Genomic DNA, 14,278 nt, shown 5'->3' with positions numbered 1-14,278 from the left:
AGTGTAAATTATCTTGACTCTACGGTCATAAGTGTAGTTTTATCAAATTCCACACAGGAAAGCGCGCTTGGTCCGGGCGCTCTTTATCGGACCCGCGGGATTTGACCGGGCAGCTTGCGGCCGCGCCACAACCGCTAAAGCGCCACGGGGATGCGCCTCCGTGGTTCCGGGTTGAACGGATCAAAAGGAGGTGCGTCAGCGATGCGGTACTTTCCCACTTTCCTCGACCTTCAGGGCCGGCGCGTACTTGTCGTCGGGGGCGGCGAGACGGCGGCCCGCAAGGTCCGCCTTCTGCTGAAGGCCCGCGCCAAGGTCATTGTCGTGGCTCACAGCCTGTGCGATGAGCTGGGCGGCTTGGCGCAAGCCGGCGAGATTGCGTACGACGAGCGCGAGTTCCGGGCGGGCGACGTCCTCGACTGCGCATGCGTCATTGCCGCGACCGGCCTCGAAGCCGTCGACGAGGCGGTGGCGGAGACGGCGCGGGTCGCCAATATCCCCGTCAACGCCGTCGACCGGCCCTGGGCCTCCACCTTCATCACCCCGGCCATCGTCGATCGGGACCCCATCGTCATCGGCATATCCTCCGCCGGGGCGTCGCCGGTGCTGGCCCGGCGCATCCGCGCGCGGCTGGAGGCGATGCTGCCCCCGAACCTGGGCCGTCTCGCCGGCTTCGCCGAGAGTTTCCGGGGAGCGGTCGCCGCGCGCCGGCCGTCGGGGCGGCGGCGCTTGCGGTTCTGGGAATGGTTCTTCGACAGCCCGGTGGCCGAGGACGTTCTGGCCGGGCGTGAGGCACGGGCACGCGAGCGCATGCTCTCGCTGGTCAATCGCGACGACGATGACGCGGAGGACGACGAGGGTGGCGAGGTTGCGATCGTCGGGGCCGGACCCGGAGATCCCGACCTCCTGACGTTCAAGGCGATGCGGTTCCTACAGCGCGCCGACGTCATCGTCCACGACCGCCTGATCGGTGACGGCATCCTGGATTACGCCCGCCGTGACGCCGAGCGTATCTATGTCGGCAAGACACCCGGCGCGAAGGCCGCGACGCAGGCGGAGATCAACGCCCTCCTGGCCGAGCACGCGCTGGCCGGGAAGCGCGTTGTGCGGTTGAAGGGCGGCGATCCGTTCATTTTTGGCCGGGGTGGGGAGGAGATGGAGTACCTCCACGCCCGCGGCGTTCATACCGAGATCGTGCCGGGCATCACGGCGGCGACCGGCTGCGCGGCGGCGGCGGGTATTCCCCTGACGCACCGCGATCACGCCAAGGCGGTCACCTTCGCCACGGGCCACGCGCACGACGGCGCGGACGAGCCGGACTGGCCGGCGCTGGCGACGCCCGGGCAGACGCTGGTGATCTATATGGGCGTGCGTACGGCGGGGCGGATCGCCAGCCGTTTGATCGACCACGGGCTTGCCGGGTCCACCCCGGCCAGCGTGATCGAGAACGGCACCATGGCGACGCAGCGGGTCGTGGCGACGAGCCTGGAGCGACTGGAAGCCGATATCCGCGCGCACGGCATCTCCGCGCCGGCCCTTCTGGTGGTAGGGCAGGTGGCTGCCTACGCCGGCACCGGCACGGCGACCGCCGCCGAGCCCGCGCGCGCCCTGGCGATCTGAGCGAGCGAAACCGGAGGAACCTGGACATGCCCGCGAAATCCGTGACCGCCAACCGGTTGAGCGACGGCACCGTCGTCTACCTGACGCCCGGAGGCGGCTGGTCCGAATACGTCCGCGAGGCCGACTGGCGCGAGGACAAGGAAGAACAGCAGGCCCTGCTGGAACGCGGGGAGGCCGATGTCGCGCGTAGCATCGTGCTGGACGCCTACCTCATCGACGTCGCTATCGGCGAGGACGGCACCCCCTGGCCGACGCGGAACCGCGAAGTGATCCGCAGCCTCGGCCCCACCACCCGCCTCGACCTGGGCAAACAGGCCGAACTGGAAGGATAGGGAATCGATGTACCGCTACGACGAATTCGACGCCACGCTTGTACGCGAGCGCGTGGAGCAGTTCCGCGAGCAGGTGCAGCGCCGCCTGTCGGGCGAATTGAGCGAGGAGGAGTTCAAGGCGATCCGCCTGCGCAACGGCGTCTATCTTCAGCTTCACGCCTATATGCTGCGCATCGCCATTCCCTACGGCACGCTCTCGGCCGCGCAGTTGCGCAAGCTGGCGCACGTGGCGCGCACCTATGACCGCGGCTATGGCCACTTCACCACGCGGACGAATATGCAGTTCCACTGGCCGGCCCTGAAGGATATTCCCGATATCCTGGACGAGCTGGCCGATGTGGAGATGCACTCGATCCAGACCTCGGGCAACGACGTGCGCAATACCACCGCCGACCAGTACGCCGGGGTGGCGGCCGACGAGATCGAGGACCCGCGCGTCTACTGCGAGATCATCCGGCAGTGGTCCACCCTGCACCCTGAATTCTCGTTCCTGCCGCGCAAGTTCAAGATCGCCGTGACCGCCGCGCCGCATGACCGCGCGGCGGTGGCGATCCACGACATCGGCCTGCGCATCGTGCGCAACGAGGCGGGCGAGGTCGGCTTCCAGGTACTGGTCGGCGGCGGTCTGGGCCGGACGCCGATCCTGGCTTCGGTGATCCGCGACTTCCTGCCCAAGCGCCACCTGCTGAGCTACCTTGAGGCGATCCTGCGCGTCTATAACCTGCACGGCCGGCGCGACAACATCTGGAAGGCGCGCATCAAGATCATCGTCAACCAGCTTGGCGCCGGCGAATTCGCCCGCATGGTCGAGGAGGAATGGGCGCTGATGCGTCAGGACGGCGCCTATGAGGTGCCGGACGAGGAGGTGGAGCGTATCCGCGCCTACTTCGCGCCGCCGCCCTATGCGGATCTGCCGGACGACCCGCCCGCCTACGTTGCGTACAAGCTGAGCGACCCGGCTTTCGCGGAATGGGCGAAGACCAATGTCGACCGGCACAAGCAGCCCGGCTACGCCATCGCCAATATCTCCCTGAAGCCGCACCTGGGCACGCCGGGCGACATCTCGGCCGACCAAATGGACGCCGTCGCCGACCTTTCGGAGCGCTTCGGTTTCGGCGAGATCCGGGTGACGCACGAGCAGAACATCCTGCTGCCCGACGTGCGGCAGGAAGACCTCTACGCGCTGTGGAAGGAATTGCGGGCCGCCGGCCTCGCGACCGCCAACCTGGGTCTGATCAGCGATATCATCTGCTGTCCCGGCCTGGACTACTGCAATCTGGCCAACGCCCGCTCGATCCCCGTCGCCCAGCGGATCCAGGAGCGCTTCGCCGACCTGGATCGCCAGCACGACCTGGGCGAGCTGAAGATCAAGATGTCCGGCTGTATCAACGCCTGCGGCCATCATCACGTCGGCCACATCGGTATCCTGGGCGTCGATAAGAAGGGCCAGGAGTTTTATCAGATCACCGTCGGCGGCAGCGGCGACGAGAACGCGGCTTTGGGCGAGATCGTCGGGCGTGGCTTCGGCTACGACCAGGTCGTCGATGCCGTGGAGCAGATCGTCGAGACCTATGTCGGCCTGCGCCGCGACGGCGAGACGTTCTTGCAGACCTATCGGCGCGTCGGCGTCGAGCCGTTCAGGGAGAAGATCTATGCCGCTGCTTAAGCACGAAGCCGTTGTGGACGATCCCTGGATCGCGGCCGATACGCTTGACGATCTGCCGGCCGAGGCGCCCGCCATCGTGCCGTTGGAGCTGTGGCGGGAACACGGCGAGAGCCTGCGCGGGCGCAACGCGCCGCTCGGCATCCGCCTGAAGAGCGACCAGTTCCCGACCGAGATCGCGGACGACCTGGACCGCTTTGATCTGGTGGCATTGGAATTTCCGAAGTTCTCGGACGGCCGGCCCTTCACCTCGGCCCGGTTGTTGCGGCAGCGCTACCATTTCAAGGGCGAGTTGCGGGCTGTCGGGCAGGTGAAGCGGGACCAGGCGCTGTTCATGGTCCGCTGTGGCTTCGACGCCTTCGAGGTGGACGAGGCGACGGCAAACGCCTGGGGCGACGCGCTCAACCGGATCAGTGTCGCCTATCAGCCCGCCAGCGATGCCCGCGCGCCAGTGACCTCGCTGCGCCATCACAGGCTGGCGGCGGAGTAAGGGGCCGTTTGCGATGGATGGGGGACACCGGCTTGATCCGTCACAGCGGCTGAATCTGCTGCGCGAGCGTGCCGAAGGTCTGACGGGCGCCGAGTTGCTTTCCGTTGCCCGGCGGGAACTGGGAAACGGCCTCGCCGTCGTCTCGTCATTCGGGGCTGAGAGCGCGGTCCTGCTGTATCTGGTTTCCCAAGTCGACCCGGAAATTCCAGTGATCTTCCTGGAAACGGGCAAGCACTTTCCCGAGACGCTGATGTACCGGGACCGCCTGTGCGGTCGATTGGGGCTGCGTGACGTTCGCTCCGTGCGGCCCGAGCCGGCCGATCTGGAGCAGGCGGACCGGGACGGAAGGCTTTGGGCGCGCAAGCCGGACCACTGCTGTCACCTGCGCAAGGTGCTGCCGCTCAAGCGCGCGCTCGGAGGCTTCGACGCCTGGGTGACGGGCCGCAAGCGCTACCAGGCCGGCAGCCGGCGCGGCCTGCCGTCGCTGGAGCTGGAGGGAGAGCACATCAAGGTGAACCCGCTGGCCACCTGGACGCGCAAGGACGTTGAGCATGCCATGGCGGAGAGCGGCCTGCCACAGCATCCCCTGGTGGCCGAGGGTTATCCCTCCATCGGCTGCCTGCCCTGCACCCGCCGTCCCGTCGAGGGCGGAGGCGAGCGCAGCGGGCGCTGGGCCGGCACCAGCAAGACCGAGTGCGGCATCCACAAGGCCTGGTGGGCGAAGGGCGACGAGGGCTCTTCGATCTAAGGGAGCAGCCAAATTTCGCGTCGCTCTTCCTCCGCTGCTTTACGGCGCGTATCCTGGCGCCGATATGGAGCGATCGAAGGACGAGGCGATATGAAGGTCTGCCTGATTTCTACCTATGAGTTGGGCCATCAGCCGTTCGGTGTCGCCAGTCCGGCGCGCTGGCTGGCGGATGCGGGTGCGGACGTCCGTTGCATCGACCTTTCCGTGGACTGCCTGGACGAGCAGGCGGTGCGCGAGGCCGGGCTGATCGCGATCTACCTGCCGATGCATACGGCGACGCGGCTGGCCGCGGCGGCGCTGCCGAAGGTCCGGGCGCTGAACCCGGATGCGCATCTCGCTTTCTACGGCCTTTATGCCTCTGTCAACGCGGACTACCTGCGCGGCCTCGGCGCGGGCACCATCCTGGCAGGCGAGGTGGAGACCGCGCTTGTCCGGCTGTACGACCGTCTGACGGGCGAAGGAGATTACAGTGACGAAACGGCCGTGCGGCTCGACAAGCAGCGCTTTCGGGTGCCTCAACGGCAAGGGTTACCGGATCTCTCCCGCTATGCCGTGCTTCACGTGGGCGACGGTACCACCCGCACCGTCGGCTATACCGAGGCGACGCGCGGCTGCAAGCACCTGTGCCGTCATTGCCCGGTCGTACCAGTCTATCAGGGCCGCTTCTTCGCTGTCGGACGCGATGTCGTGATGGAGGACGTCCGCCGGCAGGTCGCGGCCGGGGCGCAGCACATTACGTTCGGCGACCCGGACTTCCTGAACGGCCCCGGTCATGCCATGCGCGTCGTCGAGGATTTCCACACCGAGTTCCCGGAAATCACTTATGACGCCACCATCAAGGTGGAGCATTTACTCAACCACCGCGATAAGCTGCGGCGGCTTGGCGAAACCGGCTGTCTTTTCGTCACCACGGCGGTGGAGTCCGTGGATGATGACGTTCTGGCGAAGCTGGACAAGGGGCATACGCGGGCGGATTTCGTCGAGGTCGTGGCCGCTGCGCGCGATGCGGGCCTCAACCTCTCGCCCACCTTCATCCCCTTCCACCCCTGGACGACGCCGGAGGGCTTTCGCGACCTGCTGGCGCTGCTGGCGGAGCTCGACCTGATCGAGAACGTGGCGCCGGTGCAGCTCTCGATCCGCCTGCTGATCCCGCAGGGCAGCCGAATCCTGGAACTGGACGAGATGGCGGACTATCTGGGCGACTTCGACTCGGAGAAGCTGAGCTACGCTTGGGCGCCGGGTGACCCCTCCGCCGACGCGCTGCAGGTCCGCGTGCGCGACGCGGTGCAGGCGGGCGAACGCGAGAACGCCGGTCGCCGCGCCATCTTCCAGCAAGTTTGGGAGATCGCGCACGAGGCTTGCGGCCGGATCGCGCCACCGCTACCGCCCGCGCGGGCCGACTCCCGCCCGGTTCCGGCGATGAGCGAGCCCTGGTACTGCTGCGCCGAGCCGACGGAGGAACAGCTCGCGCGCCTGTAAGCGAACCTAACGTGGCGCCCGGCCTTGTTCCGCCGTTCGCTTTGCGGCAAGGTCGCTTCCGCCGTTGCGTGCCCTAAAATCGTGGCGCGCGGGCATGGTCGGGACCTGCCGAACGAGGGGAAATCTTCATGAGCGAGAATCAGTACGACGTCGTTGTGGTGGGCGGCGGGCCGGGCGGCTATGTCTGCGCCATCCGCGCCGGACAGCTTGGCCTGAAGACCGCGTGCGTGGAGAAGCGCGGCGCGCTGGGCGGCACCTGCCTGAACGTCGGCTGCATCCCCTCGAAGGCGCTGCTGCAGTCCAGCGAGAAGTATGCCGAAGCGGCGCACGAGCTGGCCGAGCACGGCGTCAAGATCGACAAGTACAGCCTCGATCTGAAGCAGATGCTTGCCCGCAAGGATCAGGTGGTGGAAAGCCTGACCAAGGGGATCGAAGGCCTCTTCAAAAAGAACAAGGTCGAGTACATCAAGGGCGAGGGCAGGATCACCGCCAAGGGCGAGGTGACGGTCGACGGCAAGACCAAGCTCTCCGCCAAGCATATCGTCATCGCCACCGGCTCTACCCATGCCGAGGTGCCGGGCGTGGAGATCGACGAGCAGCGAATCGTCTCCTCCACTGGCGCGCTGTCGCTGGACAAGGTGCCGAAGCACCTGGTGGTCGTCGGCGGCGGCTATATCGGCCTGGAGATGGGCGCGGTCTGGCACCGCCTGGGCGCCAAGGTCACCGTGGTGGAGTTCCTCGACCGCCTGCTGCCCGGCATGGACAGCGAGTTCGGCAAGAACTTCCAGCGCTTCCTGAAGAAGCAGGGCTTCGAATTCCGCCTGGGTACGAAGGTCACTGGCGCCAAGACGACCAAGTCCAACGTTACCCTGACCGTGGAGCCGGCGCAGGGCGGCGACAGCGAGGAGATCAAGGCGGACAACGTCCTCGTCGCCATCGGCCGTCGCCCCTACACCGACGGCCTGGGTGCCAAGGAGCTTGGCGTCGAGATGGACAAGCGCGGCTTTATCAAGGTCGACGACACGTTCAGGACCAGCGTTGACGGCATCTATGCCATCGGCGACGTCATTCCGGGTCCGATGCTGGCGCACAAGGCGGAGGAAGAGGGCCACGCCCTGGCCGATCTGCTGGCCGGGCACGCGGCGCGGGTGAACTACGCGACCTGCCCGGGCATCGTCTACACGTGGCCGGAAATCGCCTATGTCGGCAAGTCCGAGGACGAGCTGAAGGAGGCCGGTGTCGAGTACAACGTCGGCAAGTTCTACATGGCCGCGAACTCCCGCGCGCGGGCCAACGGCTTCACCGAAGGCTTCGTCAAGATCCTGGCCGAAAAGACCACGGATCGCGTGCTCGGCGCCCACATCATGGCCGCAGAGGCAGGTAACACCATTCACGAACTCGTCATGGCTATGGAGTTCCAGGCCACCTCCGAGGATGTCGCCCGTGCCTTCCACGGCCATCCGACGCTGAACGAGGCGGTCAAGGAAGCGGCGATGGCGGTGACCGGGAAGCCGATTCATTCGTGACCCCTTTCAGCCGCTTCGCAGCAACTTCCCCCAGCGGAGAAGCGATATTCGAGGCTAACCGGCGGAGGAGGGCATGCGTCACACGATCCTGCTGATCCTCGGCTGGGTGTTCGTGGTGCTGGGCGTGTTGGGGCTGGCGCTGCCCCTGCTGCAGGGCATTTTGTTCCTGGCGGTGGGCCTCTATCTGCTGTCCTTCGAGCAGCCCTGGGTGCGCCGCCAGCGGGCGGAGATGGAGCGGCGCTTCCCGAAGGCCGCGGAGAAGCTGAACCAGGGCGAATCGAAGGCGCGGGATCTCTACCGCCGCGTCACCGGTCGCGACCCCGAGGAGGGAGGCGGCGGGCGACGGCGCTGAGCCGGACCTGCCATAACATCCGTGCCATGATCGCACTGACTGCCCTTCTCTGCGCCGCCCAGGTTCTGGGCATGCTCTCCACCGCCACGTTCCCGGCCCTCATTCCCGAGTTCGTCGACGCCTGGGGTTTGTCGAACAGCGCCGCGGGGTTCGTTTCCGGCGCCTATTTCGCCGGCTACATCGCCGCCGTGCCGGTTCTGGTCAGCCTGACCGACCGCGAGGACGCGCGCCTGATCTACCTGGGCTCCCAATGCCTGGGTGGCTTGGCGGCACTGGGTTTCGCGCTGTTCGCCACCGGCTTCTGGACGGCGGTGGTGTTCCGTGTCCTCGGCGGTGTCGGTCTGGCCGGGACCTACATGGTGGGCGCGCGCATCCTGTCCGACCGGGTCGAGGGCACCCGGCAGAGCCGCGCAATTGCGTGGTACACCGCGCATTTCGGCATCGGCACCAGCCTGTCCGTCCTGGTCGCGGGGGAGGTGGCCGGGATGCTGGACTGGCAATGGGCCTATGGTGTCTCGGCCGCGGGGCACCTCGCGGCGGTCGCGCTCGTCGCCTTCGGCCTACGCCCGATGGGCCGACCGGAGGAGCGGCCGGAAGGTGCAGTCCTCGACCTGCGCCCGGTGCTGAAGAACCGCCCGGCCATGGCCTATGTCCTGGCGTATTCCGCGCACGTCTGGGAGCTCTTCGCCTTTCGCACCTGGCTGGTGGCGTTCCTGACCTTCGCGCTGGTGACGCAAGGCGCGGGCAACGGGTTGAACCCGACACGGGTCGCAACCGTCATCCTGCTGCTCGGCACGCCCGCCAGCATCCTGGGCAACGAGGCGGCCGTCGCCTTCGGCCGGCGGCGCGCGGTCGCCATCGTCATGGCGGTTTCCGCCGCGATGGCGCTTGGACTGGGCTTCACCGCCGCCTGGCCGGTCGGCTGGATGCTGGCGGCCTTCGCGATCTACGGCGTCACCGTCATGGCCGATTCGGGCGCGCTGACCGCCGGCGCGGTCGCCGCTTCCGATCCGGAGCGGCGCGGGGCGACGATGGCGCTCCACACCCTTCTGGGCTTCGCAGCCGGCACGCTGGGTCCGCTGACGGCGGGCGCGGTGCTCGACTTCTCGGGCGGGGAGAGCAGCCTGCTGGCCTGGGGCCTGTGCTTTGCCTCGATGGGTATTGTCGCGTTCCTGGGGCCGGTCGTCCTGGCGCGGGTGGGGCGTTAGCTCTTCGCCCTTGGGTGGGCCTTTTCGTACACCCGGCTCAGCCCGCTCGTGTCCACTGCCGTATAGCGCTGCGTGGTGGCGAGGGAGGCGTGGCCGAGAAGTTCCTGTATGGCGCGCAGATCGCCGCCGGCGGACAGCAGGTGCGTGGCGAAGGAATGGCGCAGGGCGTGCGGCGTCGCCGAATCGGATAGGCCCAGCAAGCCGCGGATCTGCTGCAGGCGCTCCTGCATCCGGCGGGCGGAGAGGGGGCCGCCGCGCGTGCCTCGGAACAGGGGCTCCTCGGCCGGCAGTATGTGCGGGCAGTCGGCGATATAGGCCTGCGCCGCCTGCCCGACGATCGGCAGCAGCGGGACGCGGCGCTGCTTGTTGCCCTTGCCGGTGACCACCAGGATCTCGTCTTCCGGCTTCGGCGCCTCGCGCCGCGTCAGGCTCAGCGCCTCGCCGACGCGTAGGCCGCACCCGTAGAGCAGCAGCATCACCGCCACGTCGCGCTTGGCCACCCACGGCGCGCTGGCCAGTTCCTCGACGGCGTCCAGCACCTTGCGGGTCTCCGATTCGGAAAGCGCCTTGGGAACGTGGCGGGGCAGGCGCGGCATCTTCACCGCTTTGACCGCCGGGTTCTCCGCCCGCCCCTGACGCGCCAGCCAAGTGAAGAAGTTCCGCACCGTCGACATGGCCCGCGCCGTGGAACTGCGCTGCAAGCCCTGCGCCGCGCGCGCGGCCAGCCACGCCCGGATGTCCGCCACGCTCAAAGTCTCCAGGTCGCGCAGGCCCGGTGCGTCGCCCAGGTGGTCCGAGACGAAGGCGAGGAAAGCGTTCAGGTCGCGGGCATAGGCATTGCGGGTGTGCGCCGAGGCCTGCTTCTCGTTCGCCAGCCACGCCTGCCAGTCGGCATAGGCCTGTTGCAGGTCGTCCCGCGCCGGGGCGGTGAGCGCTAGTCCGGAAGCTCCAGCCATTGCCGGATGGTGAGTTCGAGGGCGCGCGCCAGGAATTGCAGCAACTCGCTGCCCTGGCTGGGGTCGAAGTGGTCCGGCTGCCGCGAGCCCAGCGTCAGCAGCGCCGGCGGCGTCGCGCTGGAGATGTCCAGGCGCAGCAGCGCGGCCGAGCGGATGAGGCCGGCGGCGGCCCCGAACAGCGTCGGCTCGCCGTGGATGTCGGCCAGGAACGCGTGAGTGCGGCCCGGTCCCAGGACCGCATGGACGGCACCGGATTCAAGCTGGTGAACGCCGCGGATACGGGTCGGGGTGGGCCCTTCGTCGCCCTGTTCCACGCAGATAGTGACGGCGTCGAGGTCCAGGATGATGGAAAGGTCGGTGGTGACCGTCTCGATCAGGTGTTCGAAGCTGCGCGCCGCCAGGATTGCCAGCGTGGCCTCGTGCACGCGGGCCTGCGAAGCCATGTTGGCGCGGCCGGTGTAGATCAGGTCGTCGCGGCTTTCCCGCAGCTTCGCCAGCTCGCCGCGCAGGCGGTCGAGCATGAACTGCTGCAGATCGACGACGCCCTCGCCCCGGTCGCGGGCCGGTGCTTCCAGCACGTCCAGCAGGTCCGAGTGCCGGGCGAGGAAATCGGGGTGACGGCGCAAATAGTCGGCGACGGCGGCGTCGCTCAAAGCGCCCGTCGCGGCGTTGTCGCCCCGCTTGCCCGGATCGTCGGGTGCGGCATCGTGCCGGTTACGCGTCATTCCGCTGCCTGTCCTGGCTGTTTACGGTTGAGGATCGTCTGACCCGTCTTCTCCCAATCGGCAAGGAAATCCGCCAGGCCCTTGTCGGTCAATGGGTGTTTGAACATCTGCCGCAGCACCTTGGGCGGCAGCGTGGCGACGTGCGCGCCCATCTTGGCCGCTTCCACCACATGCACGGAATGGCGCACCGAGGCTACAAGAATCTCGGTCTCGATATGCGGCTGGGCGTTGTAAATCTCGGCGATCTCGGCGATCAACGCCATGCCGTCGTTGCCAATATCGTCGAGTCGGCCGACGAACGGCGAGATGTAGGTGGCCCCGGCCTTGGCGGCGAGGATCGCCTGCGCGGCCGAGAAGCAGAGGGTGACGTTGATCGGAATGCCCTCGTCGCTGAGCGCCTTGCACGCCTTCAGCCCGTCCGGGGTGAGCGGCGTCTTCACGACGATGTTGTCGGCCACCTTGGAAAGCACGCGGCCCTCCTGCACGATGGTCTCGTGGTCGGTGGCCGTGACCTCGGCGCTGACCGGCCCGGGGACAATGTCGCAGATCTCGGCCAGAACCTCGAAGAAGTCGCGGCCGGTCTTCGACACCAGGGAGGGGTTGGTGGTGACGCCGTCGACCAGGCCCGTGGCGGCCAGGTCGCGGATCTCGGCGATATCCGCGGTATCGATGAAGAATTTCATGGCGGTTCGGGGCCTTCCTTGTCACATGTCGCCGCGTCACATCCGGTCGGCGCGGTCGAATCCGCGCGCTCGCGCGACGATGAGTCTGGTTCCTGGCCCGAGTGTATCCGATGGCTAACCGGCGCGCCAACCCTGAGCCCTTCACCGAAGTGACGGAGAACGCGCAACTTTTCGCGGACGAGCGCGTGCGCGTGTTGCTGCCGTTGCCGCTGGGGGAGGCCTACGACTACGCCCTGCCGCCCGGCATGACGGTGGAGGCGGGTTCCATCGTCGAGGTGCCGCTGGGCCAGCGGCGGGTGACCGGAGTCGTCTGGGACGCCACGCCCGCCGGCGGCAAGGTCGCGGCGGAGAAGCTGAAGCCGGTCATCCGCGTCTTCGACGTGCCACCGCTGCCCGAGGTCGGGCGGCGCTTCGTGGACTGGGTCGCCGCCTACTACCTGGCCGAGCCCGGCACCGTCCTGAAGATGAGCCTGTCGGCGCCCGCCGCGCTGGAACCGCCGGTGCCCACCGTCGGCTACCTGCGCGGGGAGGGGGATCCGGAGGCCCTGGGCCTGCGGCTGACGCCGGCGCGGCGGCGCGTGCTCTCGGTGCTGGCGGACGGCCCGCCGCGCCCGGCGGCCGAACTGGCGCGCGAGGCGGGGGTGAGCGCGGGCGTCATCAAGGGCCTTGCCGACGCCGGCGTGCTGGAACGCGTCGCCATGTACGACGCGCCGGGCTTCGAGGTGCCGGCGGACGCGCCGGAAGGGCCGGCGCTGTCGGAGTCGCAGGCGGCGGCGGCGCGAAGCCTGAGCGCCAAGGTGCGCGACGGCTTCTCCGTCACGCTGATCGATGGCGTCACCGGCTCCGGCAAGACCGAGGTGTACTTCGAAGCGGTGAAGGCGGCGCTGCGGCAGGGGCGGCAGGTGCTGGTCCTGCTGCCGGAGATTGCGCTGTCGGCCCAGTGGCTGGAGCGCTTCGCGGCGCGCTTCGGCGTCGCGCCGGCCGTCTGGCATTCCGAGTGCACGCAGGCCCAGCGCCGCGCCACCTGGCGCGCGGTGGCGCGCGGCGAGGCGCCGGTGGTGGTGGGCGCGCGCTCGGCGCTGTTCCTGCCGTACCCGGACCTTGGCCTCGTTGTCGTGGACGAGGAGCACGACCAGGCCTTCAAGCAGGAGGACGGCGTGCCCTATCACGCGCGCGACATGGCGGTGGTCCGCGCCCGGCTGGGCGGCTTTCCCGCCGTCCTGGTCTCGGCCACGCCGTCGCTGGAATCGCTGGAGAACGTGCGTGCCGGGCGCTATGACAGCGTCCACCTGCCCGAACGGCACGCCGGCGCGCAATTGCCCGATATCGAGGCCATCGACATGCGCGCCGACCGGCCGCCGCCCATACAGGGCCATGGCCAGTCGTTCATCGCGCCCAGCCTGCGCGACGCGGTCGGCGAAACCCTGGCGGCGGGGGAGCAGGCATTGCTGTTCCTCAACCGCCGGGGTTACGCGCCGCTGACCCTGTGCCGGGCGTGCGGCCACCGATTGCAGTGCCCGAACTGCACGGCGTGGCTGGTGGAGCATCGGCTGGTCGATTCGCTGCAGTGCCATCACTGCGGCTACATGGCGCGCGTGCCGCAATCCTGCCCGGAGTGCGGCGCCGAGCACAGCTTCGCTGCCTGCGGCCCCGGCGTGGAGCGGCTGCACGAGGAGGTGAAGGCGCTGTTCCCCGAGGCGCGCGTGGCGCTGATGGCCAGCGACACGGTGACCGGCCCGGCGGCGGCCGCGCGCTTCATCGAATCGGTGCAGAACCGCGAGATCGACCTGCTGATCGGCACGCAAATCGTCGCCAAGGGCAACCACTTCCCCTACCTGACGCTGGTCGGCGTGGTGGACGCGGATCTTGGGCTTGCCGGCGGCGACCTGCGGGCGGGCGAGCGTACCTATCAGCTTCTCCATCAGGTGGCCGGGCGCGCGGGACGGGCGGAACGGCCGGGCCGCGTCATGCTGCAGACCTACGAGCCGGTACACGAGGTGATCCAGGCGCTTGTTTCCGGCGATCGCGACCGTTTCCTGGCCGTGGAGGCGGAGAATCGCAGGAAGGCCGGTATGCCGCCCTTCGCGCGGCTGGCTGCCCTGATCCTGTCGTCGCCGGACGAGGCGGCGGTGGACGCCGTTGCCCGGGCGCTTGCACGCGCCGCGCCGCAGGGCGAGGGAATCGAGGTAATGGGCCCGGCGCCCGCGCCGCTGGCCATCCTGCGCGGCCGCCATCGGCGGCGCATGCTTCTGCGCACCCGGCGCGACATCGCCCCGCAGCCGCTGCTGCGCGACTGGCTGCGCCAAGTCGAGGTTCCCGGCAAGGTGCGCCTGTCCGTGGACGTGGATCCCTATCATTTCCTGTAAGCACTTGCCGGCGGCGTGGGGCCCCGAAACGGGCGCGTCGAGCCTGAAAATCCGACGGAAGGTCCGGGGGTCGGGGCACGGCGTGTCCAGGGGATTTGCCTCGGGTTTCTCTTGCACCGCAAAATCGCGGCCT

The 14,278-nt window shown here is 68.4% G+C and carries 13 protein-coding genes; 10 read left to right on the top strand and 3 right to left on the bottom strand.

The window, feature by feature from the left end:
- The first annotated feature begins 201 nt into the window (after window positions 1-201).
- The 9 genes from cysG to DRB17_RS03895 all read left to right on the top strand — a co-directional run bounded on the left by cysG (window position 202) and on the right by DRB17_RS03895 (window position 9,415).
- Window positions 202-1,617 carry a siroheme synthase CysG gene (gene cysG / locus DRB17_RS03935; protein ID WP_114580886.1) on the top strand — a complete coding sequence of 472 codons (1,416 nt, stop codon included), beginning with the start codon at window positions 202-204 and terminating at the stop codon, window positions 1,615-1,617.
- Window positions 1,618-1,643: 26 nt separating this feature from the next.
- Entirely contained in the window at window positions 1,644-1,949 is a 306-nt protein-coding gene (locus DRB17_RS03930; protein WP_114580885.1) for a DUF2849 domain-containing protein, read from the top strand.
- 7 nt (window positions 1,950-1,956) lie between these two features.
- Window positions 1,957-3,615, top strand: a complete 1,659-nt coding sequence (locus DRB17_RS03925; RefSeq protein ID WP_114580884.1) for a nitrite/sulfite reductase — start codon at window positions 1,957-1,959, stop codon at window positions 3,613-3,615.
- On the top strand, window positions 3,602-4,102 hold the full coding sequence (locus DRB17_RS03920) for a DUF934 domain-containing protein (protein ID WP_114580883.1): 501 nt from the start codon (window positions 3,602-3,604) through the stop codon (window positions 4,100-4,102). Before DRB17_RS03925 ends, DRB17_RS03920 begins: the two co-directional genes overlap by 14 nt.
- 13 nt (window positions 4,103-4,115) lie before the next feature.
- Window positions 4,116-4,850: a phosphoadenylyl-sulfate reductase gene (locus tag DRB17_RS03915; RefSeq protein ID WP_114580882.1), complete on the top strand. Its 735-nt coding sequence runs from the start codon at window positions 4,116-4,118 to the stop codon at window positions 4,848-4,850.
- Window positions 4,851-4,940: 90 nt separating this feature from the next.
- Window positions 4,941-6,329 carry a CUAEP/CCAEP-tail radical SAM (seleno)protein gene (locus DRB17_RS03910; RefSeq protein WP_114580881.1) on the top strand — a complete coding sequence of 463 codons (1,389 nt, stop codon included), beginning with the start codon at window positions 4,941-4,943 and terminating at the stop codon, window positions 6,327-6,329.
- A 128-nt stretch (window positions 6,330-6,457) separates the two neighbouring features.
- Complete coding sequence (lpdA, locus tag DRB17_RS03905) at window positions 6,458-7,855, top strand: dihydrolipoyl dehydrogenase (protein ID WP_114580880.1); 1,398 nt, start codon at window positions 6,458-6,460, stop codon at window positions 7,853-7,855.
- 73 nt (window positions 7,856-7,928) lie between these two features.
- Window positions 7,929-8,207, top strand: coding sequence for a PGPGW domain-containing protein (locus DRB17_RS03900; protein WP_114580879.1), 279 nt, complete (start codon window positions 7,929-7,931; stop codon window positions 8,205-8,207).
- 26 nt (window positions 8,208-8,233) lie between these two features.
- Window positions 8,234-9,415: an MFS transporter gene (locus tag DRB17_RS03895; protein WP_114580878.1), complete on the top strand. Its 1,182-nt coding sequence runs from the start codon at window positions 8,234-8,236 to the stop codon at window positions 9,413-9,415.
- Here DRB17_RS03895 and DRB17_RS03890 read toward each other — a convergent pair.
- Genes DRB17_RS03890 through fsa form a run of 3 tightly spaced genes read right to left on the bottom strand, consistent with a single transcriptional unit; the run spans window position 9,412 to window position 11,779 of the window.
- Window positions 9,412-10,371, bottom strand: a complete 960-nt coding sequence (locus DRB17_RS03890) for a tyrosine recombinase XerC (RefSeq protein WP_114580877.1) — start codon at window positions 10,369-10,371, stop codon at window positions 9,412-9,414. The genes DRB17_RS03895 and DRB17_RS03890 overlap by 4 nt on opposite strands.
- Window positions 10,350-11,096 carry a DUF484 family protein gene (locus DRB17_RS03885; RefSeq protein WP_114580876.1) on the bottom strand — a complete coding sequence of 249 codons (747 nt, stop codon included), beginning with the start codon at window positions 11,094-11,096 and terminating at the stop codon, window positions 10,350-10,352. The genes DRB17_RS03890 and DRB17_RS03885 overlap by 22 nt, the downstream gene beginning before the upstream one ends.
- On the bottom strand, window positions 11,093-11,779 hold the full coding sequence (gene fsa / locus DRB17_RS03880) for a fructose-6-phosphate aldolase (protein WP_114580875.1): 687 nt from the start codon (window positions 11,777-11,779) through the stop codon (window positions 11,093-11,095). The genes DRB17_RS03885 and fsa overlap by 4 nt, the downstream gene beginning before the upstream one ends.
- 110 nt (window positions 11,780-11,889) lie before the next feature.
- On the opposite strand from fsa, the gene DRB17_RS03875 reads away from it, so the two are divergent.
- Window positions 11,890-14,145, top strand: coding sequence for a primosomal protein N' (locus DRB17_RS03875; protein ID WP_114580874.1), 2,256 nt, complete (start codon window positions 11,890-11,892; stop codon window positions 14,143-14,145).
- The last annotated feature ends 133 nt before the right edge of the window (window positions 14,146-14,278 follow it).

Source organism: Ferruginivarius sediminum, from assembly GCF_003344765.1.
Taxonomy (GTDB): Bacteria; Pseudomonadota; Alphaproteobacteria; order Kiloniellales; family Rhodovibrionaceae; genus Ferruginivarius; species Ferruginivarius sediminum.
Note: the sequence above shows the minus strand (reverse complement) of the source record. Positions and strands in the feature narration are given on the sequence as shown.